The 25765-nt window shown below is 50.5% G+C and carries 24 protein-coding genes; 16 read left to right on the forward strand and 8 right to left on the reverse strand.

Going from position 1 to position 25765, the window contains the following annotated elements:
* Window positions 1–176: 176 nt before the first annotated feature.
* The 4 genes from LSE01S_RS11230 to LSE01S_RS05315 all read left to right on the forward strand — a co-directional run bounded on the left by LSE01S_RS11230 (window position 177) and on the right by LSE01S_RS05315 (window position 3707).
* A complete protein-coding gene (locus LSE01S_RS11230) occupies window positions 177–887 on the forward strand; it encodes a KxYKxGKxW signal peptide domain-containing protein (protein WP_338048246.1) in 711 nt (236 codons plus the stop codon).
* Window positions 847–2202 carry a collagen-binding domain-containing protein gene (locus LSE01S_RS05305; protein ID WP_338048247.1) on the forward strand — a complete coding sequence of 452 codons (1356 nt, stop codon included), beginning with the start codon at window positions 847–849 and terminating at the stop codon, window positions 2200–2202. The genes LSE01S_RS11230 and LSE01S_RS05305 overlap by 41 nt, the downstream gene beginning before the upstream one ends.
* A gap of 175 nt (window positions 2203–2377) precedes the next feature.
* Window positions 2378–3232: an SDR family oxidoreductase gene (locus LSE01S_RS05310; RefSeq protein WP_061776592.1), complete on the forward strand. Its 855-nt coding sequence runs from the start codon at window positions 2378–2380 to the stop codon at window positions 3230–3232.
* 37 nt (window positions 3233–3269) lie between these two features.
* Complete coding sequence (locus tag LSE01S_RS05315) at window positions 3270–3707, forward strand: Rrf2 family transcriptional regulator (RefSeq protein WP_061776593.1); 438 nt, start codon at window positions 3270–3272, stop codon at window positions 3705–3707.
* Between the two features lie 42 nt (window positions 3708–3749).
* On the opposite strand, the gene LSE01S_RS05320 is transcribed toward LSE01S_RS05315, so the two are convergent.
* The 3 genes from LSE01S_RS05320 to LSE01S_RS05330 all read right to left on the reverse strand — a co-directional run bounded on the left by LSE01S_RS05320 (window position 3750) and on the right by LSE01S_RS05330 (window position 7506).
* Window positions 3750–6056 (reverse strand): bifunctional glycosyltransferase family 2 protein/CDP-glycerol:glycerophosphate glycerophosphotransferase, encoded by a 2307-nt coding sequence (locus tag LSE01S_RS05320; RefSeq protein WP_061776594.1) that lies wholly within the window; start codon window positions 6054–6056, stop codon window positions 3750–3752.
* Between the two features lie 10 nt (window positions 6057–6066).
* A complete protein-coding gene (locus tag LSE01S_RS05325) occupies window positions 6067–6981 on the reverse strand; it encodes a hypothetical protein (protein WP_061776595.1) in 915 nt (304 codons plus the stop codon).
* 162 nt (window positions 6982–7143) lie between these two features.
* Entirely contained in the window at window positions 7144–7506 is a 363-nt protein-coding gene (locus LSE01S_RS05330) for a winged helix-turn-helix transcriptional regulator (RefSeq protein ID WP_061776596.1), read from the reverse strand.
* A gap of 123 nt (window positions 7507–7629) precedes the next feature.
* Here LSE01S_RS05330 and LSE01S_RS05335 point away from each other — a divergent pair, with 123 nt between their 5' ends.
* Both LSE01S_RS05335 and LSE01S_RS05340 read left to right on the forward strand, forming a co-directional pair.
* Window positions 7630–8838, forward strand: coding sequence for an MFS transporter (locus LSE01S_RS05335; RefSeq protein WP_061776597.1), 1209 nt, complete (start codon window positions 7630–7632; stop codon window positions 8836–8838).
* Window positions 8839–9156: 318 nt separating this feature from the next.
* Complete coding sequence (locus tag LSE01S_RS05340) at window positions 9157–9936, forward strand: (S)-acetoin forming diacetyl reductase (protein ID WP_061776598.1); 780 nt, start codon at window positions 9157–9159, stop codon at window positions 9934–9936.
* A 176-nt stretch (window positions 9937–10112) separates the two neighbouring features.
* Here LSE01S_RS05340 and LSE01S_RS05345 read toward each other — a convergent pair whose 3' ends face one another.
* The 3 genes from LSE01S_RS05345 to LSE01S_RS05355 all read right to left on the reverse strand — a co-directional run bounded on the left by LSE01S_RS05345 (window position 10113) and on the right by LSE01S_RS05355 (window position 12270).
* Entirely contained in the window at window positions 10113–10766 is a 654-nt protein-coding gene (locus LSE01S_RS05345) for a TetR/AcrR family transcriptional regulator (RefSeq protein ID WP_061776599.1), read from the reverse strand.
* A gap of 123 nt (window positions 10767–10889) precedes the next feature.
* Window positions 10890–11159 (reverse strand): hypothetical protein, encoded by a 270-nt coding sequence (locus LSE01S_RS05350; RefSeq protein WP_061776600.1) that lies wholly within the window; start codon window positions 11157–11159, stop codon window positions 10890–10892.
* Window positions 11160–11319: 160 nt separating this feature from the next.
* The gene (locus LSE01S_RS05355) at window positions 11320–12270 is read right to left on the reverse strand and encodes an aldo/keto reductase (RefSeq protein WP_061776601.1); all 951 of its coding nucleotides are present in this window, start codon (window positions 12268–12270) and stop codon (window positions 11320–11322) included.
* Between the two features lie 173 nt (window positions 12271–12443).
* Between LSE01S_RS05355 and LSE01S_RS05360 the strand changes: the two genes are divergently transcribed.
* From LSE01S_RS05360 to LSE01S_RS05390, 7 genes are all read left to right on the forward strand, one after another.
* Window positions 12444–13202 carry an ABC transporter ATP-binding protein gene (locus LSE01S_RS05360; protein ID WP_061776602.1) on the forward strand — a complete coding sequence of 253 codons (759 nt, stop codon included), beginning with the start codon at window positions 12444–12446 and terminating at the stop codon, window positions 13200–13202.
* A gap of 14 nt (window positions 13203–13216) precedes the next feature.
* On the forward strand, window positions 13217–15028 hold the full coding sequence (locus LSE01S_RS05365) for an FtsX-like permease family protein (protein WP_061776603.1): 1812 nt from the start codon (window positions 13217–13219) through the stop codon (window positions 15026–15028).
* A gap of 29 nt (window positions 15029–15057) precedes the next feature.
* Entirely contained in the window at window positions 15058–15432 is a 375-nt protein-coding gene (locus LSE01S_RS05370; protein WP_061776604.1) for a GntR family transcriptional regulator, read from the forward strand.
* A 108-nt stretch (window positions 15433–15540) separates the two neighbouring features.
* Window positions 15541–15945 carry an iron-sulfur cluster biosynthesis family protein gene (locus LSE01S_RS05375; RefSeq protein WP_061776605.1) on the forward strand — a complete coding sequence of 135 codons (405 nt, stop codon included), beginning with the start codon at window positions 15541–15543 and terminating at the stop codon, window positions 15943–15945.
* A 157-nt stretch (window positions 15946–16102) separates the two neighbouring features.
* A complete protein-coding gene (locus tag LSE01S_RS05380; protein ID WP_235808304.1) occupies window positions 16103–17392 on the forward strand; it encodes a collagen binding domain-containing protein in 1290 nt (429 codons plus the stop codon).
* 135 nt (window positions 17393–17527) lie between these two features.
* Window positions 17528–19321, forward strand: coding sequence for a heavy metal translocating P-type ATPase (locus LSE01S_RS05385; protein ID WP_061776607.1), 1794 nt, complete (start codon window positions 17528–17530; stop codon window positions 19319–19321).
* Window positions 19322–19438: 117 nt separating this feature from the next.
* Window positions 19439–20974, forward strand: coding sequence for a multicopper oxidase family protein (locus tag LSE01S_RS05390; protein WP_061776608.1), 1536 nt, complete (start codon window positions 19439–19441; stop codon window positions 20972–20974).
* Window positions 20975–21070: 96 nt separating this feature from the next.
* Here LSE01S_RS05390 and LSE01S_RS05395 read toward each other — a convergent pair whose 3' ends face one another.
* Window positions 21071–21409: an ArsR/SmtB family transcription factor gene (locus LSE01S_RS05395; RefSeq protein ID WP_061776609.1), complete on the reverse strand. Its 339-nt coding sequence runs from the start codon at window positions 21407–21409 to the stop codon at window positions 21071–21073.
* Window positions 21410–21480: 71 nt separating this feature from the next.
* Between LSE01S_RS05395 and LSE01S_RS05400 the strand changes: the two genes are divergently transcribed.
* A complete protein-coding gene (locus tag LSE01S_RS05400; protein ID WP_061776610.1) occupies window positions 21481–22086 on the forward strand; it encodes a CadD family cadmium resistance transporter in 606 nt (201 codons plus the stop codon).
* 39 nt (window positions 22087–22125) lie between these two features.
* Here the strand turns inward: LSE01S_RS05400 and LSE01S_RS05405 are convergent, their stop codons facing one another.
* Window positions 22126–23157 (reverse strand): YeiH family protein, encoded by a 1032-nt coding sequence (locus LSE01S_RS05405; RefSeq protein ID WP_061776611.1) that lies wholly within the window; start codon window positions 23155–23157, stop codon window positions 22126–22128.
* Window positions 23158–23270: 113 nt separating this feature from the next.
* Between LSE01S_RS05405 and LSE01S_RS05410 the strand changes: the two genes are divergently transcribed.
* Together LSE01S_RS05410 and LSE01S_RS05415 are read left to right on the forward strand one after the other, a co-directional pair.
* Window positions 23271–24137: a LysR family transcriptional regulator gene (locus LSE01S_RS05410; RefSeq protein ID WP_062473500.1), complete on the forward strand. Its 867-nt coding sequence runs from the start codon at window positions 23271–23273 to the stop codon at window positions 24135–24137.
* A 106-nt stretch (window positions 24138–24243) separates the two neighbouring features.
* Entirely contained in the window at window positions 24244–25440 is a 1197-nt protein-coding gene (locus LSE01S_RS05415) for an MFS transporter (RefSeq protein ID WP_061776613.1), read from the forward strand.
* The last annotated feature ends 325 nt before the right edge of the window (window positions 25441–25765 follow it).

Here is a 25765-nt window from a genome sequence, read left to right on the forward strand (position 1 = left end):
AATTGTCGGTAGTGCTTTTTTTTCGGAGTTTTCACCCCAGATTGGTAAAATTGGTAAATTAACTCGTTATAAACTAGTTTGTTATTAAAATAATTTTACGAACGTTATTGATTGTTGGATAAGATAGTACGAAAATAAAGGTGAAGTTTTAATTGGAAAGGTAGGGACCAATTGATATGGAAACTAAACGGACGCATTACAGGATGTACAAGGCCGGTCGTCGTTGGGTATTTGCCTGCGCCATTGTCTTGGCTTTAGGGAGTGGCGCAGTGACTGCGCACGCCGCTACTGTTGATGCTGGGACCGATAGTCACGTGGAAAGTTCGCTGATGAAGTCGGGGGGCACAGGTGACGATGCTGGCGAGGAGACTGCTAATCAAGATAATGACTCGTCTACCGCGACCGATAAAGACCAGAATAACGGGGCTAATCAGCATACCGGTACTGATCAGCATACTAATACGGAGACAACCGACAATAAGGATGATGTGACGGGGTCTAAGCTTCAAGGCGGCTCAAAGCGAATGCTGGCTTTGCAACAGCCACAAGGCCGAATGGGCGCTTTGGCAGCTACGGACCAAGGAACAACGACGCCCGCTGGCAGTACAGGGACAACAACCACTCCAACCGCTACCAAGACCTCGGCGGCCGTTAAAGCGGCACTGGCGCGATTAGCCGCAGCAGCCAAGAAAACGACTGTGACGACTGCATTGACGCCATATGCCGAGACGGGTATTCAAGCCGGTGGCAGTGTTTACGATGACTATCCCGACTTGGACAACATTTTAGGCGTCTCCTCCGTTTTCCATATTTTTGCTCGTGAAGCCGAATTGAACGCGCATACCAATGGGGAACGTCGCCGTTCAAAACTTGATTGGCAACGTTAATTTCGGAACCAATATCATCGAAGAACTATTGGACAAAGATATTTCCTATATTCAAAACATCACTAATATTGCCGGAAGTTCCTTTGTTTCAGGCGGGAGCTCGCGGGAAAACAAGGTCGTCTTTGGCGATGGGATCGACATTGACATCAGTAATCCTAACCGGCCAATGGTCAATGGGGTTTATATCGACCATTTATTAGCGCAAGAAGTTTACCAGGATCAAATGGGCCAAAACTACATAGATTTCGATGCCGAATTTGCCCGCTTGAAGAAGGTTAACCAACAACTGGCTGAAAGCAACAGCACGGCCTCATACGACGTCAGTGACTTCCCCGACCAAAACAATCGGGTCATTGACGTCAGCGATATGAAGCCGAATGCGGACAACAAGATTATCATCAACATTACCGCGGACATGTTGGCGGGCAATACGCCGTTGACAATTGCCGGCTTATCACCGGAGGAATCCGGGACAACCGTGATTATTAACGTCGACACCCAAGGACAAGCCGACCTCAAACTCAATTCGCAAATCAAGATTAAGTACAGTGACGGTAGTGATCGGAATAACCAAGAGACCGAAGACTTTGGGGATAATCACTTGTTGTGGAACTTTTACGACAGTACGGCTAGTGACAAACAGTACGGGGGGACGATGACGATCGATGCCCCATTCCAGGGGAGTATCTTAGCTCCGTCTGCCGAAATCATCGCCAACCAAAACCTCGACGGAAATATTATTGCTGATAAGGTGGTTATTAATGCCGAATCTCACCGGTGGGACTTACAAGACCATACCGATGAGGAAGAGGATGGTGACGGCAATGAGCTTGAAATTGCGGTCCCACTTCCGGGGATTGATGTTCAATTCCCTGAAGAGCCCAATACCGAAACGCCGGATACTGAGAATCCGGACACCGAGAATCCTGGAACGGAAATTCCTGGGGAACCAAACGAGGGGACGGATGAAGGCGAAGAGGATCTCTATGAACACGAACGGCCGGATTACGAGGATAATTTTGAAGACGATCTGATCGACTTCGAGAGTGAAAGTCCGAGTGAAGCCCACGCGGATGAAGAGGCCTTGCTGAACCGGGTGGATGCCGCGATTGCCCAGGCACGGGCTGACGGCAATGCTGCCTTGGTGGCTCGGTTGGAAGCGGTTCGTGGAGACATCTTGGCCGCCTTAGGTTTGTCGGACGGGTTACCACAAACGGGCGAAGCCGCCGACAACTGGTTACGAATTGTTGGGTTGGCTTTGGCCGGTGGCGTTTTAAGTACCTTTGGTATCACCCGGCGTCGGCGTCATAACTAGCATAAGAGTAAATGAATAAAAATGACGGGTATCCGCAACTGATCGGTTGGAGGTTCCCGTCATTTTTTACCACCATTAATCTAATTGGTGATAAAAAAATGAGCTATTCAGTGGCGCCGATTGAACAGGTGGTGTAACTTATAAAGTAACATCAAAACGAACGGGAGTGGTTGATATGAAAATTGTTGTCACTGGCGCAACGGGTCATTTAGGCCAACAGATTGTGGAACAAATGGTTAAGCTGATTGCGCCCGATCAGTTGACCTTAGGGGTGCATACACCAGCCAAGGCCGCCAAGTTTGCGGCACGGGGCATGGAGGTTGAACCGCTGGACTACCAGGATCCGACGAGTGTCACGGCCGTTTTGAACGGCGCCGACGTGGTGGTTTATGTTCCTAGCAAGAGTCATGACAGTTTCAGTCGGGTCACTGAGTTCGAACATATTATTCAGGCGGCCGAAACCGCCAAAATCGGTCATTTAGTGGTCATGGGGTTCATTGCCGACCAAGCGAATAATCCGTTCGACCTGTCCGCCTTTTACGGCTACGTGCCACGGCGTCTGGCGGCTAGTGACTTGTCCTACACGATCCTGCGGAACGCGTTGTATGCCGACCCATTGGTGCCTTACTTGCCAGAGCTCGTTGAACGACGGAACGTGATTTACCCAATGGGGGATGCCTCCTTGAGCTTTATTAGCCTGGCCGATAGTGCCGCCGCCTTCGCCAAGGTTGCGGTTACGCCGGCATTGTGGCGACAATCGATATACACGTTGACTCAGGAACGGTCCTACACGATGCCCGCATTGGCGGCGGTTCTGAGCGATGTGACGGACGAACCAATCGGATATGCACCAGTGACGTTGCAACAATTTAGCGCACTCTATAATGCGGGCAATGAAGGGCACATGCTGGCATCGATGTACGCTGGCGGTGCCCGAGGACTCTTGGCAACGGTCACCGATGATTTCGAAAAAATCATGGGCCGGCCGGCACAGACGTTACCGGATTTCTTACGGCGGTCGCTTAAATAGGCGGGGCCCTTGGCTTAACTAGTAAAGGAGGGTCAACTTGCGATATTCACATAAATTGAGTGATGCTGTGCATATCTTGGCGTATGTGGTTATTTATCATGATGCTGACTTATCGAGTGCCGCCATTGCGGCAAGTATCGAGTCCAATCCAGCACTGGTTCGCCGTCTGATGGGATTACTGCGTCGGGCGGAACTGCTGACAACCCAACAAGGTTCGGCAACACCCCAGCTGGCTCGGGCGGCGGACCGGATTTCTCTACTAGACGTTTATCACGCGGTAGAGGCGGATACACCGTTACTTCACGTGGATGATAAAACGAATCCGGCTTGTGTCGTGGGTGGCAACATTCAAGCGACATTGCGGGCGGCGTATGTCGCAGTTCAGGACGCTGCCGAACAGCAGATGGCTGCGATTACCCTGGCAGATCTGATCACCGACATTTTACAACGGGAGCAGCAAAAGAATCGTGCATAATAAATAGGCTTTACCACGAACGACTTGTGGTAAAGCCTATATTTAGTTGGTTAAGTCTTCGTTGAAGAAGGCATCAACCACGCGTTGCGTGGCATGGCCATCTTCCCAATTGTTGAAGCGTTCGCTGAAACGCTGGTAGGCCGCCGCATAGTTTTTAGTCACCGTGGGCAGGTCGTGGAGCGCGGCCAGCACGTCATCGTTGGTCTTTAACAGTGGGCCAGGCAAGTCCTTTTCCATGTTGAGGTAGAACCCCCGTAGGACACTGCCATACTTCTCGTAGTCATAGACGAAGTACAGGATGGGCCGTTTGAGGATGGCATAGTCGAAGAACACACTGGAGTAGTCCGTGATTAAGACATCGGCAATCAAGTAGAGCTCACTAATGTCATCGTAACTCGATTCGTTGTAAACGAAGTCACCGAACCCAGTCGTATCTAAATGCTCCGTGATGAAGTAGTGGGTCCGCAAGACTAACACGTACTCGTCACCGAGTTCACGACGTAACCGATCGATGTCTAGTTTCAAGGTGAATTTGTAGTCCCCGACGCCGTAGTAGTCATCGTCACGCCAAGTTGGTGCATATAGAATAATCTTTTTATCCAACGGAATTCCGAGCTTAAGCTTAATCTGCTTGGCTTGTTCATCCCGATCAGGGGCGCTGAGGATATCGTTACGGGGATACCCGGACGGCAACATTTGCTTCACGGGATACATGAAGGCGTGTTCGAAAACGTCGACCGAGAACTGATTGGCGGTGACCAGGTAATCCCACTGGCGCGATTGTTCATAGAAAATTTCCTTGTACAGCGGATTGGCACTTGCGACGTTGTCCATATCAAAAACCAAGTGCTTTAAGGGTGTCCCGTGCCAGGTTGCCAAGAACTTGGTCCCGGGTCGCTTGACGAACCACTTCGGTTGCCGCATATTGATCACCTGAAATTTAGCGGTTGCCAAGTAATACATGTAGCGCCAGCCAAACCGTTTGACGACAGTCGTATTCGGTTGTCCGGCGGGGGTCTCTTCGACGCCCGGGTTCATAATCCAGACGTGTTTGAATCGGCCGGGATAATTAGCCTGCAGGTAGTTGTAGATAGCCTTCGGACTATCGGAGAAGTTCCGGCCCAAGAAGGATTCGTAGAGAATTGTCCGAGGCTTGACGGGCATCTTGGTAAACCACCATCCATAGGCTAGCCGAGTGACACCGCGGCCATGGTGATGAATGACCCGATTCAGTTGGCGTAGACGGACAATCACGTTAATGGCCGTTTGTGGTGTCTGTGCCCGACGTCGTAACTTGTGTAAGATGCGGCGACTAAGATGCGGCACCGTTTTGAAGGCAGCCGGTTCGACCATTTGGAGGTAGTCGTGTAGCTGCTTAATCAGGGCCGGGACGTCATCAACTTCCGTGGGGGTGCTGGTGGCTAGTGCCTGATAGAAGAACCGATGTAATCGTTGCAGGGTGTATGTACCGAAGGCGAGGTGCAAAGCAGGGTCCTTCAGGTCCGCCAGGGCATCTTGCCAAGCAGCGATTCGTTGTTGCCATCGATCGGGAGCGGTTAATTGATGGACCGCTGGCTGGTTGATGGGATCGTTGTGTTTGACTCGAATGTAACTAGGTTCGCTGAGTCGTAGGTAGCCCGTGGTATGACTCATGACTTGGGTCATGAAGTGAAAGTCCGGGTAGAGCTCGCGGTCTTCGGCAAATTGGAGATGGTGTTTTTCCACTAAGCGACGGTTAATCACCTTGCCGGCTATTTTTAGCTGGCGGTTGAACAGGTCCCAGCGTTGGTCGCCATCTATGTAGAAGTACCGGTGACTCAACCAGTTGGCGGTTTCAGGGTCCACATCGATCTGGGCTGGAAGCTGGTCGAATAGTTCTGGTGGCAAGTTCAGTGACCGATTCTTCGGTTCCCGTTTCTTGGCGCCCCCCCACTTGGGCAGACTGTCATGAACGTTGGTCTGTTCCAGGCTATTCTTGAAGGATGAATGGGGTTCGTATGTAGGAAATTGATTGAGATCTCCCAGAACATCGGGGTGAAGGCGGTCGATGGCGTCCAGGTCGGCCAAGGCATTTGGCAACAGGTAGTCGTCGCTGTCGACGAAGACTAACCAGTCACCGGTTGCCAGGGCCATGGCCGCGTTACGGGCGGCGCCCAGCGTTGCGGGGGTGTGGTCCACCTGTTGAATCGTGTAATCAGCCTGCCATGCCGGTTGAGAGAAATCAATTTGGCCGTTTAAGGCGATGATCCATTCGAAGTCATGGGTGTTTTGCCGATCAAGGTTGTGTTTTAAGCTGAGTAATTGGGGGTACTCGGCCGGTTTACAAGGGGTAATGAGAGAGTATTTCAAGATGGTCCTCCTAATAGAACAGTTGGTGAGCCATTTGTGGCGACAACAACTGGAGTAGGCCTAAGCGAGTCCACCAGTGAGCGGGCTGGGTGTTCAGGTCTTTAATCCGGGTTAATAACTGGCGATGATCGGTGGCGGAGACATGCCGCCGCCCAGCGACGCCTAACAGCGTGTTGAGCTGATGATCCATGAAATCCGTGTAAATGGGTGCCCATTGGACGTCTAGGTGGGAAACATCGACGGTTTCCAGTTCATCTAACCAGGCTAACGGCGTGACCTCTGGCCAGTCACGAGTCAGTATCGTGGGCACGTGGAGCCGGATGACATCATTTCCCTGTTGGAGACCAGCGAGAATTTGGTTCAAACTAGCCAATGGCCATTGATTATCGTACAGCGTAGCCGGGATGAGGATACCGGTTGGCCGTAACCGTTGAGCTAACTGTGCCTGGCTCTGCAGGTTTGATTGTACGCTGTAACTCTGCAGGCCCCACAGGGCAATCCACCGTTCGTCGGCCGTTTCCGGCTGTGTGTTGAGTGGCGTTCCTTCCGCCGAGTAGTTAGCCAGGTAGGCTGTCATTTGGTCGTCCAGCGAGGCGGATTCCGCAAAGCTAGCCAGACTAATGAGACTGGCCGGGTGCCGCTGACTTACTTGTTCCCACTGAAGGAACGCACCGGGTAAGACGTGATCGGTTTCCCGCAGCGTTAGGGCGTATGTTTCGGCAATGCTGGTGGGTGCCGGTTGATTGATCATTAAAGACCAGGTAGCAGCAGTGCTGGCCTGGTCAGCGGACAAAGTTTGGTCCGCGGGTAATTGTAAATTAAGTTGTGTTGACGCAAACCCCTGGGAATTAATTTCTCCAATCAGGGTGGTTAATGCCGCCCAATTCAGGTGAGCTTGAGGCACTATGTTGATAAATAACTGCATAAGTTGTCCTTCCCCGATAGGCTTGTCGGATTGACAAGCCTATTAATACGTAAGCCATTTTACTAACAATAGCTATTATACCTGTTTCTATAGCCCTTGTCAGACCCATTTTAACCGGCATTCAAGAAGCTTAAGCTTTAATGATAATAGTTGTTTTTAGATTTAAACGTCGTCCCGATTCAAGAGGGTAATATTTTCGCCTTCAGCTTGCCGGCGATCGATGTTTTCCTCGCCCCAGACACATAGCTGATGCAGAATTGTCGAAAGGGTTTCACCATACTCGGTGAGCGAATAATCGACTTTGGGTGGAACCTGTTTGTAGACATGGCGGGCGATGATGCCCGCAGATTCTAGCTCACGTAATTGTTGCGTGAGCATTTTTTGTGAGATTTGGGGGATGGCCCGGGAAAGCTCTCCAGTCCGCATAGTTTGGTGCCGGAGATGGCAAAGAATGATGGATTTCCATTTGCCACCGATGATTTCCATCGTGGCTTCGACACCAATGTGATAAGTTTTTGTGGGCATAAAGCCGCCTCCTGTTCAATTGTTACCTTTTGGTGGGTATCGCACTTTGAAGTGGGTTCTTGTTTGTCGGTTCCTTGCAAGTATAATCATTACTTATCACGTTAGCAAATAAGGAGGGACATCATGTCTAAGAAAATTTCACCTACATTTACGTTACTGGCTTTGGCCATCAGTGCCTTTGCCATCGGTTCCACGGAGTTCATCAGTGTTGGGTTAATTCCCATGCTCGTCCAGAACTTTCACATTAGTCTGGCTCAATCGGGGTTAACGGTTTCCGTTTATGCCATGGGTATCATGGTGGGGGCGCCATTAATGACGCTCCTTACCGGGCAAATTAACCGGCACACGTTGATGACGATTATTATGTTGTTGTTTATTACCGGGAATTTAGTGGCGGCCTTTGCGCCCACCTTCGGTATCTTGTTGGCAGGTCGGGTGATTGCGGCTTTAGCTCACGGGATCTTTATGACCGTTGGGTCTGTGATCGCGGCGGACGTGGTGGCCCCATCCAAACGAGCCTCAGCGATTGCCGTGATGTTTACGGGCCTGACCGTTGCTACGGTTACCGGGGTGCCAATGGGGACCATGATTGGTCAATTAGGCGGCTGGCGCTGGTCATTTATCTTCATCAGTGTAATTGGTTTGTTGGGCTTAATCGCCGATTACATCTTGGTCCCACGGAATCTGCCGTTGCCTAGCAAGGCCACGGCTCGGGGGATCATTCGAGTTTTAACTAATCCACAACTGTTGCTGGCCTTGCTGGTCACGGCCTTGGGGTATGGTGGGACCTTTGTGGTCTACACGTATCTTTCACCATTGTTGGAAAAGAAGATGGGCTGGTCTGCCGGTGCGGTCGTTGTCATCCTGGTTATTTATGGATTGATGGTTGCCGTTGGGAACACCATGGGTGGTCGTTGGGCTAATCGCAAGCCTTTGACCGCGTTGCTTAGAATGTTCACGGGCTTGTTTGCCACGCTGGTGGTTCTAACCTTTACGACTAACAGTCATTGGTTGGGCTTACTGACGGTTCTGGCAATGGGATTCTTTGCATTCATGAACGTGCCCGGTTTGCAACTCTACATTGTTCAATTGGCCGAAAAAAATACGCCGGACGATATTACCATGGCTTCGGCATTAAACATCTCGGCCTTTAATGTGGGGATTGCGTTGGGGTCTGGTATTGGGGGTCAGGTCACGAGTCAACTAGGTCTGGGATGGACACCGATCTTTGGTGCCGTGATGGTCGCTATTAGTATTGGTCTCACCTTTGGCTTGATTCGTCTGGCTAAGCCGGTTGCAACGCGACTGGTAAAGAAGTTCAATCGTAGTTAATGGCATCATGGTCGGGAGAATATTCCCGGCCTTTTTTATTGAAAGAGGTCGTCGCTAACGGAGGGTACGAGATAATTGATTCATCATCAAAGAGGTATTTTGATTGACCGGTTTACGGTTGTTTGTACTCCTAGGGAAGAGCAGAAATGGGGATCGGTAGGAAGTATATCAGGACTGATTCTGCTTAGCATTAGGGAGTTATTTCAGTCCGTCACCGAGCAGAGTCGTGGCGTGCGAAATCGCTTTCAATACCGATCTATTTCCGGTAAGATGTAGGTGTATCAAGAAATCTACTTATTCTGAAGGAGTGAATGGCACATGGTATCAAATGGTAAAGTAGCAATGGTTACTGGCGGCGGACAAGGAATTGGAGAAGCCATTTCCAAACGCTTAGCTCATGACGGATTTGCGGTTTCAATTGCTGATTTGAACTTAGACAATGCCAGTAAGGTCGCCGCTGCTATCGAAGCTGATGGTGGCAAAGCGGTTGCTGTGAAGGTCGATGTTTCCGACCGTGACAGCGTGTTTGCGGCGGTTAACACAACTGCAGACAAGCTCGGTGGATTTGACGTGATCGTCAATAACGCCGGCCTTGGCCCTACGACGCCGATCGACACAATTACCCCAGAACAATTCGATTTAGTTTATCACGTTAACGTTGCCGGAACCCTTTGGGGTATCCAAGCAGCACACGCTAAGTTAAAAGAACTCGGCCACGGCGGGAAGATTATCAATGCGACCTCTCAAGCTGGGGTGGTTGGGAATCCTAACTTGGCCCTTTACAGTGGCACCAAGTTCGCCATTCGGGGAATTACCCAAGTGGCGGCCCGTGACTTAGCCGATGAAGGTATTACGGCGAATGCTTACGCACCAGGAATCGTTAAGACCCCTATGATGTTTGACATCGCCCACAAGGTTGGTCAAAACGCTGGTAAGGATGACGAATGGGGCATGCAAACCTTCGCCAAGGACATCACACTCGGCCGTCTGTCAGAACCAGAAGACGTTGCCGCTGGCGTCGCCTTCCTGGCCGGACCAGACTCCAACTACATCACTGGTCAAACGCTGGAAGTCGATGGCGGGATGCAATTCCACTAGAAGTTTACCTTGAACTGATTTGAATGACTGGACGCCGTGATGATGACGGCGTCCTTTTTGGTTGTTCTAAAGGCGACGAGTCGTCAATCAACAGCCGGTGACTTCAATCTAACTGGAAAAAAACAACCCCGGCAGCGGCTCACGGACCGTTACTTGGGTTGTTTTTTAGCAATTATTTAGGGTTCGGGCCGAAGTACTTTCTCCAGTTCTAAAACCAGGTAGTGGGCCTCATGATCGTCGTCCCAATCACGCTCGGGGAAGAGAATATAGCGATCGATGATGTAGCCCAAGACCACGGCCACAATGAACCGGAAGATTTCCGAGAACGGCCAGTCGACAATCAAGCCACGCTTGCGGAGGTCCAGGATGGTGGCCTGAAAGGTGGTCAGGAGTTCCTGACGGGCAGCCGTGATGAAGTCTTGCCGCAGGGCCTCGTTGTACAGAATTTCACTGAGGAAAACCTTGATGGCTTCTTGGTTGGCAGCGGCAAAGGCCATGCGATCTCTGACTAAGAGGGTCAAGAAAGCATGCAGGTCAGGTATAGGCGCTTGCGTTTTTTCAATCAATTCGCTCGATAACTTGGGAATGATTTGAGTAATAACGGGAGCCAAGGCCGTTCGGAGAATATTGGCCTTGGATTTGAAATGCTTAAACATGGTGCCTTCGGACTGATGGGCCGCCACCGCAATCTGGTGTGTGCTGGTGTTGGCGTAGCCCTGTTCGGCGAAGAGCCGTATGCTGGCGATGAGGACATCCTTTTGCTTTTGGGTCAGGTCTTCATCTGCCTGAATGGTAGCAGGAAACGCCGCCAGAATGCTTTTATTACTCATAGTGTGACCACCTTTGTCTGACAATTTATCTCTATCTTACCAGGGTGAACCAGAAATACTAGCCGAAAAAGCCGGCCGTCTTCAGGGAGACGCACCGGCTCTTGGGGGTGTGAGGAGGACAGATTAACTGTTCCGAGTAGCAGGCATGTGGCGGTAGGCCAGGTAGAATTGGCAGATGGCCAAGACAACGTTGACCCAGTTAACCGTTGTGAACCAACCGGTCAGGCTGGCAACACTGACGGCACCGTAGAAGGCCCAGAAGCCCCAGACGATTGCAATCACGTTGATCCATCCGAACCATTTCATGAGGTCTTGGTTCTTCGTAGCAAAACAAGTCCAAATTCCGTTAATAATCAGCCATACGGCTAGAATCCAAAATGATGTGGTAAACATGATCAAAATCCCCTTTCTGCATTGGCGAGCGAGTAATCACTCGCCCTCAAGAACAACTTCAGTTTACCACCAATTTAGACAACGTCAACCCTTTTTTAAAAAATTTTTCGCACAAAAAAACCGGACATTTCTGTCCGGTTTAACCGCGTTACAGCGGTCTTTATGGTAGGTAATTGCCCGCAGCAAAGTACAGGTCGTACCATTCTTGTTTGGTTAAGGTGACGTCCGCACCGGCGGCACTGTCCTTGATATGGTCGGGATTCATCGTCCCTAGTAAGACTTGGATGTTGGCTGGGTGGCGGAGAATCCAAGCGGTCGCAATCCCGTTCTTGGAAACGCCATATTTGTCGGCTAATTTCTGTAATTCGGCGTTTAGCTTAGGGAATTTCGGATCGTTAATGAACATCCCTTCAAACAGGCCGTATTGGAAAGGTGACCAGGCTTGGATGGTGATGTTGTGACGCCGAGCAAATTCCAACATACCGCCATCGGTGATGGCCGGTGAGTCGTCCATGTTAACCCGTAAGCCAGCGGTGACCATTTGGGCATGGGCGGCGCTGAACTGAAGTTGATTGAACATTAACTTCTGATCAACGGCGTCTTGAACCAGTAGGTATTGTTGGACATTGAAGTTAGAAACCCCAAAGTGCCGAACCTTGCCGGATTGTTGGAGGTCGTTAAAGGCATCCGCAACTTCTGCGGGCTCCATCAGAGGATCTGGCCGGTGCAATAGGAAGGCATCGAGGTAATCGAGGCCCGTCCGTTCAAGAATGCCATCCACGGCATCCAATAGGTGTTGCTTCGAGAAGTCATAGCGTTGGCCAAAGACTAAGCCATCGTGACTCCGTTTGGGGTCTAAGACGATGCCACCCTTTGATTGGATGTAAAAATCATCGCGTTTCAGGCCGGAAGCCTTGAAGGCCTCCTTGAAGATCCGTTCGGATTGGCCGTCGCCGTAAATGTCAGCAGAATCGATGTAGGTGATGCCAGCCTCGTGAGCTGCTTGTAAGGCCTTCGTGGCATCCTCAACGGATAAGGTACTCATGCGCATAATCCCTAAGGCAACTGCGGAAGCCTGCCAGTCGGTACCGCCTAAGCGTAGTTGTTTCATTAGAAAAAACTCCTTTGCTGTCAAATTTATAACTCCACTTATTAGTTTACACGTTTTTTGCCGGCAAGGCCTAGCGGCCCGCTCGGAAAAAAGGGTTGACTTTTTTACGGCAACCGTTATAGTTAATTACACAAGTAACTAACCAATAAACCAAAGAGCGAGGGAATTTGAAAATGACAACAAATACTGTAGTTAGCGTCAATGGGTTGGAAAAGACGTATGGCAAGGCAAATGAGCGTCAGTATCGGGCATTAAAAGATATTAACCTGACCGTCGAACAAGGGGAGTTTGTCGGCATCATGGGGGCTTCTGGTTCCGGAAAGACGACACTGCTGAATATGTTATCAACCCTAGACGTTCCCACTAGCGGTGACGTCGTGGTTAACGGTCATGACGTGACGCAGATGCGGGGAAACCAGTTGGCAGACTTTCGAGCCCAAGAGGTTGGTTTCATCTTCCAAGACTTTAACCTGTTGGAAAGCCTGACGGCCGAGGAAAATATTGGCCTGCCACTGGCGTTACAGGGCACGGCCTCACAGGTCATGGATCAGGCGATTCATGAGGTCGCTGCAACGTTATCAATCAGTGATTTGCTACAAAAGTACCCCTCAGAATTATCTGGTGGGCAAAAGCAACGGGTCGCTGCGGCCCGGGCCATCGTTCATCATCCAGCCATTCTCATGGGGGATGAACCAACTGGAGCCTTGGATTCCACGAGTGCCCGGGAACTGTTGGATCTGTTAACGACGATTAACCGTGAACAGGCGATGTCCGTGCTGTTGGTCACCCATGACCCCTTCTCGGCGAGCTTCTGTCAGCGGATCTTGTTCATTAAGGACGGGGAGATTGGGTCGGAGTTACGGCGAGGCGATCAGGACCGGCGAGAATTCTATCAAGAAATCTTGAATGAACTTGGCACGTTTAACGAGTAGGGGGAACGGCATAAATGTTAGGTAAATTAGCACTGGCTGGGATTAAAAACCGGCGGCGAGACTACTTGGTCCTGCTCGCGGGCTTGACCATGTCTGCAGCCATCTTCTATATGTTTGCCAATCTGGCAACCAACCAGGCCTTTATCAAGGCCAACGCGGCCATTCGTTCGGCGAATGTCATCTTTGGCTTCGGGGCCGTTCTGTTGATTATTATCACGGTCGTTTACTTGATGTATGCGAATAGCTTTTTGCTGAGCATGCGGCAACACGATTACGGTTTATTCATGATGTTAGGGGCGACGCGCAAGCGGGTTGGCCAGTTGGTCTTCTTGGAAACCTTAATCCTGGGGACAGTCGCGACAGCGATTGGGATTGGCCTGGGACTACTGATGAGTAAGTTTTTGGTTGGATTTCTCTTGAATCTGTTGGGTCTACACCTGGTGCATCTGACTTCGTTTTACGTGCCCGCCATCCTGGCAACGGCCGTCTTGTATGTGGGACTCTTCATCCTGGCGTCGGTCTTTAATCTATTCCGGTTAACGCGAACGACCGTTTTGAAGCTGTTACACAGTGATTCGGAGGCCAACCAACCTCAGGTTAAACCGGGACGCCAGTTTATTCAGGCAATCTTGGGTATTCTGAGCCTGGCGGTGGGTTACTGGGCCCTGGCCAACATTAAGGTGTTGATGATGTCGGCCATTCCATTAGCCCTGGTGACGATTACCATCGGGACCTACCTATTATTCAAAGCGACGATCCTGATGGTCATCCGCCAATTACGCCGGACGGCTTGGTCAAAGAAACACTTGAATGGGTTCCTCTTGGGCCAACTGAACTTCCGGGTCTATAACTACACCAGGATGTTAACGATTGTTTCCTTGTTATTTGCCATGGCCTTGGGGGCCATCACCGTGGGATCGGGCTATCATCGCCAACTCCCACGGGTCGTTGACCACTTTAGCGGCTACTCCGTTGCCTTACACAATGTGTCTGGCAAGGAGGAAAAGTTAATCGATCAGCTACACATTGCTCATCAGGCGACCTATACGCAGAAGCGGCAGGGCAAGGTCGTGGCCTATAACGCAGCCGAGTTTGAACGGCAACCGTTCGAACAACAACGTTTTTCAAAGAACGGTCAGAAGCTGATTGGTTACGACACCCAGTCGCTGAAGACGTTCAAGAAGTCCGGAATTAAGGAGATGGACTTCATGGCGTTAGCGTTGAACGGCGCGGGTCCATATGCACCACAGATCCTGTCCGCTAGTCAATTCAAACAACAAAAAGGGACCAAGATGACGGTCACCGTGATTCGGGTCACCAACTTTACCCGTGACATGGCCGTGCTCAAGAAATTGAATAAAATTGAAACGTCGCGGTTTGTTCAACCAGCTTACATGACGGTGGGGAGTTACCAGTCCTTCGAGATGATGACCGGTTTCTTCGGTGGCTTTGAATTCATTGGCTACTTCCTGGGGATTGCCTTCTTAGCGATGCTTGCCTCGTGCCTCATGTTCAAGATTCTTTCAGGAGCGCCGGGCGACAAACAACGTTACCGGATGCTATTTAAGATTGGCGTGCGGCAAAGCAAGATGCGCCAGGGGATTGCAAAAGAAATTGGGATTTTATTCCTGATTCCTGGTATCATGGGTGTAATTGATGTTTTGTTCGGGTTGCAAATGTTTAAGCCGCTGATGGCATCACCGATGAGCCCTTATCTGGGAATTGGCAGTACGTTCCTGATTTTTATTGGCTTGTATGTGATCTATTACTTCATCACGCTGGCTCTATATTGGCGAATTGTGTTACCACAAGCCACGAACGACTAACTGAGTTCACAAAGAATGTGGGAAATTGTATGAATTTTAACTTTGATAGTCCGGAACCTATTTACCTGCAGGTGGCGGAGCAGATGGAAGACGCCATTTTTATGGACATTTATCGTGCAGGTGAACAGGTTCCGTCGACGACGGAAATGTCCAAGGAATTTCATATTAATCCGGCCACCGTTTTAAAGGGGATCAATCGGCTAGTTTCTGCTGGTATGATCGAGAAGCGTCGTGGCGTGGGAATGTTTGTGACGACTGAGGCTGCCGATATGATTCGGGAGAAACGGCGGGCGGAATTCTTCGACCGCTACGTTAGTCAGTTCACGAACGAGGCCCGAAAGCTCAACCTCTCAGAAGAAGATGTTGTGGCTTTAATTAAACGTGGATACGAGCATGATTCTTAGGAATCATGCTTTTTTCTTTGGAGCCGATCAGTGTACAAAGTGCGGGTGACGTGGTTAAATTGAGTTGTACACAATTCATTAACGAATAGTAAGAAAGAAGGGGTTGCTGTGAAGTTAACCTTGAAGGATGTTGCTTTAGATTACTTGAAGGCGACTGTTTCCCCAAAGGACGTGTTGTTGTTAACCACGGATGACGGGTCAAACCGGTACTCGACCATTGGTGGGACCTGCGCCATTGGCGATAAATTTCAGTTTGTGGCGTTGACCGCCGGAGACCCGGACTATGATTTGCCCATCGAAAATAATGCCGACCTAACTATCTGGACGAATGCCGATACGGCACTCTACTTGGGTAACGGTTTAATCCTTGACCGCGTCTTCAATCAACTGGCGTTGCGCGATGATAGTGGTGTGCTGGATAGTGCCGTTGGCTTAATCACTTATACCGCCGCAGAAAAGTCTGATTTGGACCTGAAAAAAGAGATGCAGACGTTAGGAACGCGGATCTGCTAACTCAATATTTCCGATGATGTGGTGACTCGCTTCAGAGTTGCCACTTTTTTTAACAAAAAAACACATCAACCCTTAGGAAATGTCCCATACAGTATTGCCAAGCTAAAACGGATACGCGTATACTCAGGGTATGCAAAAGTTGTGGGAGGGGATTTTTTTGAGTAAAAATAGTAAAGCATTACGACTAATAATCGGACTTGTTAGTTTGATTGCTTTGTTAGTTGTGAGTCAGGTTGCCACGCCTGCCGAGGCGGCCACTAATTATAAGGGGTCAGACTTCACGACGTCGGCTAGTGTCACGAATGGGCCCGACTTTAAGCACGCGGATACCATTGATATTCAGTACAATCTGAATTTTGGGGAGACGCCGATTAAAGACGGGGACACGATCACGTTGGATTTCCCAGAAAACTTGAAGGGGAAGAAGCCTGGGGACACCTTTGATGTGACCGATCAGGATGGCACGGTGATTGGTAAGGCCGTTGTTTCTGATACCGGCGTGGTCATCACGATGAATGACAAGCTGGAGGGCAAGACCAACGACAAGCTGACCTTGAACCTGGCCACGAAGTATCGTTACGAAGATACCGGCGAGAAGGACGTTGTTTTCCCATTGGAAAATAACGGCAGTAGCACATCAAAAATCAACATCGTTTCAGATGACGCTAACCTTTCTAAGAAGGGGACACTGCAGGATGATGGCACGGTCAAGTGGACCATCCTGGTCAACCGGAACGAATTGAAGTTAGACAATCTGGATATCTCCGATACGATTGGTGATAACCAAGAAATGATTCACGGCGTCACCGTCAGCAACGGGACCTGGGTTAACACGACCACGTACAAGCGTGAGAAGCCAGAAATCTCCTCTGATGAATACAAGGTTACATACAATGATAATGGGTTTGACCTGTCCTTCAACGCCCCAGTCAGCAACCTGATTGTCATTGACTACTACACGAAGGTTACCGATCCTTCGCTGATTCATTCCGGTTACAAGTTTAGAAACAATGCCGTGATGGAATGGGGCGCAGGTAACTCCGGTGATCGGAATTCCGAAGAAGCCAATGGGAAGGTTTCCTCATCGACAGGTAACAGCGGTTCCGGTGGCGGGGACACCAACGAAACCGATGAAGAAGAGGAAGAAGAAAATACTGGGACCATTGACACCGATGGGGGCTCTGAAACGGACAAGGAAGAAAAGGACCGTGAGGGTGCCGAACAAAATGCCAAGAATGAGGCTGTCGAGAAAGCCGCCGCTGCCAAAAAGACCGCTGCAGCTGCCAAGGCCGCAGCCTTGAAGCCTAGGGCCGCTAGTGTCACTAAGCATGCGGGCAACACGAAGTTACCACAAACCATTGACAACAATGGTTGGGCAACGACTGCCTGGGGCTTGAGCATTGGCTTATTGACCCTTGGTGGTGCCGTTATCCGGCGTCATTTCTAAATAGAACGCTTAAGGCTCGGAGCAATCCGAGCTTTTTTATTACCCGATTATTAGCGGGTGAATGATCAAGAAGTGCATTAAGTCACAAGCATTGGTATACTCGAGGTAAATTGATGGGATGAAGGAGACGATGGGATGCAACGACTTAAACAGTACCGGCGATTCTGGTTCGTGATCGTACTGGGGACAATTGCCCTGTGGCTGCAATTTGTTCAGCATCAGGGACGGATTGCCCAGTGGATTGTCACTGGATTGGGTATTTTGTTAGCTATTTTGATGTTTATCGAAATGGTTCAGACCCTGCGCTCTGGCAAATTTGGGGTGGACCTGTTGGCCATCACGGCGGTTGTGGCAACACTGGCCGTTGGTGAGTACTGGGCCGCCTTGATTGTTCTGCTGATGTTGACCGGGGGAGATGCCCTGGAAGACTTTGCTGCCAGCAAGGCGAATAGTGAGCTACAGGAATTGTTGAACAATTCACCGCAAACCGCCCACCGTTTGGTCGATGATCAGGTGACGGATGTGCCTGTGGCTGCCGTCAGTGTTGGCGATCAAATGATGGTCCGTCCGGGTGAAGTCATGCCGGTTGATGGAACGTTGATGACCGGCCCAACAACGGTTAACGAGTCCTCACTAACTGGTGAGGCCCGCCCCATCGATAAGGCTGCTGGTCAGACGGTTATGTCCGGTAGTGTCAATGGCGAGGCCTCGGTGGTTTTGCGCGCGGACCAAACCGCCGATAATAGTCAATATCAAAACATCGTTCGTTTAGTAAAGCAGGCCGAAGCCCAGCCGGCTAACTTTGTTCGGATGGCGGACCGGTATGCTGTCCCATTTACCTTGCTGGCCTACGTGATTGCAGGCCTGGCCTGGTTCTTCTCCGGTGATCCCGTTCGGTTAGCAGAAGTATTGGTTGTGGCCTCTCCTTGTCCACTGATCTTGGCGGCGCCGATAGCGCTAATTTCCGGGATGAGTCGGGCCAGTCGTAATGGGATCATTGTGAAGACGGGGACCACGCTGGAAAAATTAGCTCAGGTCAAGACCTTTGCCTTTGATAAAACCGGGACGATTACGCAGGGCCAATTACTGGTCGACCAGGTGGTTCCGGTGACGGCAATCACCGCCGATAAACTGTTACAGCTTGCGGCTAGTACCGAGCAGCATTCCGGCCACGTGTTGGCCCAGTCCATGGTCGCGGCCAACGAGCAGCCACTGTTAACGGCAACGGATGTTCAGGAGACCACGGCCCGGGGGGTGCAAGCCACCATTGACGGCCAATTGGTTAAGGCGGGGAAGGCCGACTTTGTGGCGGAAACGCCGATTGAACGGCCCGACCAGACGGCTGTCTTCGTGTCGATTGCCGGCATTTACCAAGGGTACGTGAGCTTTAGTGACCGTGTCCGGCCGGAGGCGGCCACCACGATGCGGGCGCTTCACGAGTTAGGCGTGGCCAACCTGTTGATGATTTCTGGGGATCGCCTGGCTATTGCTCAGGCAATCGCCAAGGACGTTGGCATCGATCAGGTGCATGCCGATCGGTTGCCGGCAGAAAAAATCGATGTTTTGACGGAGCTCCCTAAAGAGCAACGGCCGGTCGCCATGGTTGGGGATGGGATCAATGATGCCCCTTCCTTGGCAATGGCCGATGTCGGGATTGCCATGGGCGCCCATGGGGCGACTGCGGCGAGTGAGTCAGCCGATGCCGTGGTGCTGAAGGATGACCTGACGCGAGTGAGTGTCGCCCGTAAGATTGCCCAGGATACCATGCGGGTTGCCAAACAGGCGGTGTTGATTGGGATCTTTATCTGTACCGGGCTGATGATCATTGCCAGCTTTGGGGTCATTCCCGCGATCATTGGTGCGGTCTTCCAAGAAGTGGTGGATACCGTGACGATTCTCTATGCACTACGGGCGCGGAGCGATCGTTAACCTTTTCAATCAATTAAACTAAGCGAATTTTTCCGGCCGAAACTTTTCGTGTTCCGGAATGGATGCGGTATCATGGACATGTAAGATTTTTCAATAAATCGTAGGGGAGCCTTAAAGATGACAAAATCAATTAACACCGATTATTTCTTTGATGAAGCGGCATATAACACCCATGACGGGGGCTATGTGCCACTGGCAGAACCGAAAACGCCACAACAACCGTTGCGGATTCCACCATTATTGAAGCCAGACAAGGAAACGGCAACGGATACTTATTACACGGTCGAAGCCCAGGCTGGGGAAACGCAACTCCTCCCAGGTAAGAAGACGAAGACCTGGGGCTACAATGGGTCGTTACTGGGCCAAACGGTAGTCTTTCCTAAGGGGAAGACGATGCATATTGATTTAAAAAATAGTTTGCCAGAGTTGACCACTTTCCACTGGCATGGTCTGAACGTTCCCGGACCCTATACCGATGGTGGTTGTCACGCCCCGGTTTACCCCGGGAAGACCCGGCACATTGATTTCAAGGTTGACCAACCGGCCGCAACCTTGTGGCTCCACGCCCATCCGTGTCCATCGACGGCCGAACAGGTTTGGCATGGCTTAGCTGGGTTGGCATTGGTTACCGACGAAGAGGAAGCCAAGTTACCATTCCCACGCAATTATGGGGTCGACGACATTCCGTTGGTTTTGCAAGACCGGCGATTCCACGAAGATAATCAATGGGATTACGAAGCAGACTACGATCCAGATGGTGTGCAAGGCCCAACGCCAATGATTAATGGCACGATCAATCCATACTTTGACGTCTCGACCCAACGGATTCGTTTGCGGATCCTCGATGGGGCGAACCGGCGTGAATGGCGGTTGCACTTCAGTGACGATCTCCCATTTACTCAAATCGCCTCGGATGGGGGCATCTTGCCTAGTCCCGTGAAGTTTACCCACCTGATGTTGACCTGTGCCGAACGGGCCGAGATCATCGTTGACTTTGGCGATGTCACCCCTGGACAAACGGTCACCTTGTATAGTGATGACGTGCCAATCGTTCGGTTCCGGGTTCACGATTTTGCGGCGGACGATGTGACGCTGCCCAGCCACTTGGTCGACATTCCCGATCCAAGCGTGACGCCCGATATGCCCGTCCGGAAGGTCGTCATGTCTGGGATGGACGAAGCGGTCATGATGGACGGCAAGAAGTTTGAAATGCAACGGATTGATGCCAGACAAAAGGTTGGCAACGTTGAGCTTTGGGACGTTACCAACACGAATGATATGGAAGGTGGCATGGTCCACCCATTCCACATGCATGGGACACAATTCCTGGTGATCTCACGGAATGGGCATGCGCCATACGCCAATGAACATGGGTTCAAGGATACCGTTGGGGTTAATCCGGGCGAAACGGTTAGACTGAAGGTTTGGTTCGACAAGCCCGGCGTCTTCATGTATCACTGCCACATCATCGAGCACGAAGATGGTGGGATGATGGCGCAAATCGAGGCCTTTGACCCCGACCATCCACAAACATACAAGCTGATGGACATGGATACCTTGATGAAGGCGGTCGCGGAAGAACGGGGCATCGACGTCAAGGACCTCCATTTGGCTGGGATGAGTTCGTATGAGAAGATGGGGATGAAGATGTAAACGTCCAACGAACCATGGGATTCCTTGCGACTTCGTTCTAGTTAAGTGAAAATGAGTCACAAAAAAGCTGTTTGGAAGTAAAATTCCAAACAGCTTTTATTGACCATGCTTCTTGCCCCGCAGCACGTGGTCAACGTGCGCTAACGTCTCGTTCACGATATCTAAAATGTGGGGATCGTCTAATTCGTAAAAACTCTGCTTACCAACCCGTTGGGCGGTAACCAACTGTTCCTTCTTCAGCAAGGCCAATTGATGGGAAACCACCGATTGTTCAACGTCCAGCAACTCACTGAGTTGGCTGACATTGAGTTCCTGTTGTTCCAATAAATAGAGAATTTGTAGGCGCGTCGTATTGCTGAGGAGTTTAAAGATATCCTGTGAGGCCGCTAAGGATGGCTGAGCAATCAGATGTAGCTCTTTTTCAGAATCTGCCATTAAAAAGCTTGCTCCTTTCATATGTACATGTTAACATATGTTAAAGATAACATACATAGGGAGATGGGATGATGTACAAGACGATTTTGACCGGAGTCACGGCATATATCTCTACCGGACTTGATTACCTAGTTATTCTAATGGTAATTTTCGGCCGCGTAAAGCATCAAGATCGCTGGTTAGTCTTGATTGGAGACTTTTTAGGAACGATTGTTTTAGTCGGGAGTTCGCTAGCATTGGCGTTCTTCCTAGGATTTGTGCCGGCACCATGGCTGTTAGGCCTGCTGGGACTCATTCCAATTTTCTTAGGAATTAAGCTGTGGGTGCAAGGGGATGACGATGATGAGGCGGCCATTGCGTCGAAGGTGACGGACCCTAAGAGCCTCATTGGGAGTGTTGCTTTGATCACGATGGCGACGTGTGGGGCTGACAACGTGGGCATTTACGTGCCTCTTTTTACCACGGTGGCCACAAATGAAATTCCTTTAATCTTGTTGACCTTTGCGGTGATGGTGGTGATCTTTTGGGAACTCGGTTATCGACTGGCTTGTTTACCTAAGGTGGCGATGATCCTGGATCGGCAAGGGCGCTACATTACCGTGGCCGTCTATATTCTGTTAGGATTGTATATTCTTTGGGAAAATGGGACGGTGCAACATTTGTTGGCGATCAAATAAAGTGCGGAGACCATGACGGTCGCTGCACTTTTTTTGCGTTTAGAAGAACCACATACTGGCAAGCGTCACGCCGGTTAGCAAGATCACCGAAGCGAGGGTCGCAGCCAAAAACGCGTTGCCGCCGCGCTGAAAGATGACGCGGAAGTTAACACTCATTCCTAAGGCGGCCATGGCCATCCCCAAGAAGAGGTAGGCTAGCTTGACGAGACCGGCAATAATGGCTGTCCCCATTGGTAGCCAGGTCCCCAGGATGCTCGTCAACAGGAAGCCTGCCATAAACCAGGGAATGGGCAACTTAGTGTGTTCGTTCGTGGTTGCGGCCGCCATCGTTTGTTTCTGGTACCACCAGCCAATGATTAAGGCGGCCGGCGCTAATAGAAGAACCCGCGAAAGCTTGGTGATGATAGCGGTGTCCAGACTGACTGGGCCGCCAGCACTCCCGGCCGCAACAGCATGGGCAATTTCGTGAAGTGACCCACCGGTCATGACTCCGAATTGGACGGCTGATAAATGCAGCAACGGCTTTAGACCAATTTCAATCAGGGTAAACACGGTCCCAAGAATGGCCACGATGGCGACCGCCAGAACCTCATTTTCTCGCTGGTGTTCGGCCTGTTCGGGAGCGACCTTAATCTGTGGCGAGACCCCTATGACCGCTGCGGCACCACAGATACTGGTTCCGGTTGCGGTTAAAATGGCGAGCTCCCGGTCGACACCTAACTTTCGGCTGAGGTTATAGGTCAGTAGCACCATGCCGGTGACCACCACCGCCGCTAGGGTGATTGTTTTGACCCCCGCCTGGGCGAGTTGGATCAGATTGAGCTTGAACCCTAATAGAATAATGCCTAAACGTAAAAATTTATTGCTGATGAAGCCAATGCCAGCGCGGTTGGTCTGAATGACGCTGGGCGTAACTTGGCACGCCATGCCCAGTAACAGCGCGATGACGAGGGCGCCCACCAGGTTGAGGTAGGGGAGCTGAGTCAAGGCGCTGCCGGCGACGGCACAAACGAGGGTTAGCGCGGTAGCCCCCCAGAAGCTGCGGGTGATTAATGTTGTGCGGATAGTCATCATGAGTCTCCTTTATTCATACTTGATGACTTTAGTTTACTGGATTTTGATTATAAGTTAAAATTGGGATATTTAATAACAATATAAGTAATGATTATAAAGGAGAGTTGAGAATGCTTGATGCTCGGTACCAAACGTTTCTGGTGTTATCACAGACGCGATCTTACACGCAAACGGCCCACAGACGCTACATCACCCAACCGGCAGTGACCCAGCAGATTAAAAGTTTGGAGGCGGAACTTGGGGTGCAGTTGGTTAGTTATCGGCGGCCTCACTTGACTATCACTTCAGCGGGGACGGAATTGGCCATGTTTGTTCAGCGGGTTCAGGTTGAGGCCGATAAACTGGTGACGGGGATCCGGACGCCACAGGGACGGCAATCGCTCACGTTTAGCACGACGCTTTCATTGAGTGAGTTTTTAGCGCCACAGCTCATTCAAACGATTCAAACGGCGACGGCACTTAGGCAGATTAACTGTCAGGTGACGAATACCCGAGCAGCTTTAGCCGCCATCGACCAAGGAAATAGCGATTTTGCACTCATTGAGGGGAATTTTGATAAGCAGCGATATGACTATCGGGTTGTTCGGCAAGAACCCTTTGTGGGCGTGGTTGCGGCCACTAACCCGCTCGCCCAAAAGGTCACGGTTTCCTGGCGTGACTTGGTCAGTCAACCGCTGTTGATTCGTGAGCTGGGTTCCGGTAGCCGCGAGATTCTGGTGAGCTTAGCCCAGGCATCAAACATTGACCTAGCGGACTTTAAACAACTTATTACGGTGAACAATCCGGCGGCAATCCGACAACTATTGTTGCGCAATGTTGGCATCAGCTTTGTTTACCGGTCGGTAGTGGCTGATGAATTGGCTACCGGCACGCTCCGGGAGCTCCCGTTAACTCCGGTCGTTCATGATTTAGCGTTAGTTTACGCTCACAATAGCTTTTTTGCCGACGACTACGCTCGCTGGGCTGAGATGTTATAAGCAATGTTGCCCATTAATAGATAAGCATATGATTAGACATTCTGACCTGAATATTGGTACACTCATAATATTGTTCAAAAAAATTTATGAGAAGGGGTGAGCCATCGTGACGAAAAAAACGAAACGGGCCATTTTTATCTTAATATTCAGTGAATTTCTAGTCTGCTTAGGAATTAGTTTAGTTATACCAGTGATGCCATTTATCAAGAATCAACTTCATTTAACCGCAACGGATATGGGGATCATGAACTCGTTGTTTGCTTTCGCTCAGTTTGTGGCCTCACCCCTAGTTGGCCGGCTCTCTGACAAGATTGGTCGGAAGCCGGTTTTGACTGCGGGACTGGTGCTATATATGGTCTCAGAAGTCTTATTTGCCCTTACAAACCAATTATGGGTATTTAACATTTCACGGTTAATCGGGGGGCTTTCCGCCGCAATGGTGGTCCCAACGGCCATGGCGCTGGCGTCTGACATTACGACGAAGCACCAACGGGCTCGAGTGATTGGGTGGCTCTCCGCGGCCTTCAGCGGTGGTTTAATCTTAGGCCCGGGTATTGGTGGAATTTTGGCGGGGATTAGTTACAAGACGCCCTTCTGGGTTGCCGGTGCGCTAGGTTTAATTAGTGCCATCGTCTTAGCCAGTCTGTTACCAAGCGATGACGAGACGCGCGATACCGTGACGGAAACGACGGAAGCGATCACACCGACGGCGCATCCAATGAGTCGGGCCTTCTGGACGGTACCGATTATTATCCTTTTCACGATGATCTTGGTTTCTTCCTTCGGCCTTCAAGGCTTTGAAAGTATTTACAGTATTTATGTTAACGAGGTCTTTCACTTCAGTTTAAGCAACATTGCGATGGTCTTAACTTTAAATGGGTTAATTTCATTATTCCTACAAGTGGCACTCTTTGATACCTTTGTGAACCGGTTCGGTGAACGACGAGTGATTCGGGCATGTTTCTTCTTAGGTGCCGTCGCTGTTGTCTGGATAACGCAAGCCCATTCTAAATTAGAAGTTATGATTGCCACATTGATTATCTTTTCGGCGTTCGATCTCCTACGGCCGGCAATTACCACACTGTTGACCAAGGCTAGTGAATCTAACCAAGGACTCATTAACGGACTGAATATGTCATTGACGAGTGTCGGCAACATTGTTGGACCAATCATGTCGGGGATGCTTCTCGACATGAACAACCACTACCCATACCTAGTGGTTGCGGTCTTCCTGGTCATTTCTTACCTAATGGCTTTCATGCTAAAACAACCTGAAGCAGCTAAACCACAGCGAGTGGAATGATTTTTAATCTTATATTGGGTCGCCAAAGGCGGCCAGACGCCACCCCATGTGGCAGACCTGAAGCCGGAAAAGCGGTCTTCAGGGCAACTTTGAACCGCACCAAAACCGTGTGGTTCAAAGTTTGGTCAAGGGGTTCTGTCTGGCCGCTTTTGGTTTGAAGGCGAGCTGGGAGACCGGTCTGTGGCTCCCGGCGGGCCCCATAGGACGCAGCTTCTAACCGCCGGCGGCGTTCATTAAACGCAAACCAACAAAAAGACGTTCGGAATTACCCGGACGTCTTTTTGCTCCCCCAAGGCTCCAATGGCCATGGACTATTCTGCTAGTC

Source organism: Levilactobacillus senmaizukei DSM 21775 = NBRC 103853 (assembly GCF_001592085.1).
GTDB classification, from domain to species: Bacteria; Bacillota; Bacilli; order Lactobacillales; family Lactobacillaceae; genus Levilactobacillus; species Levilactobacillus senmaizukei.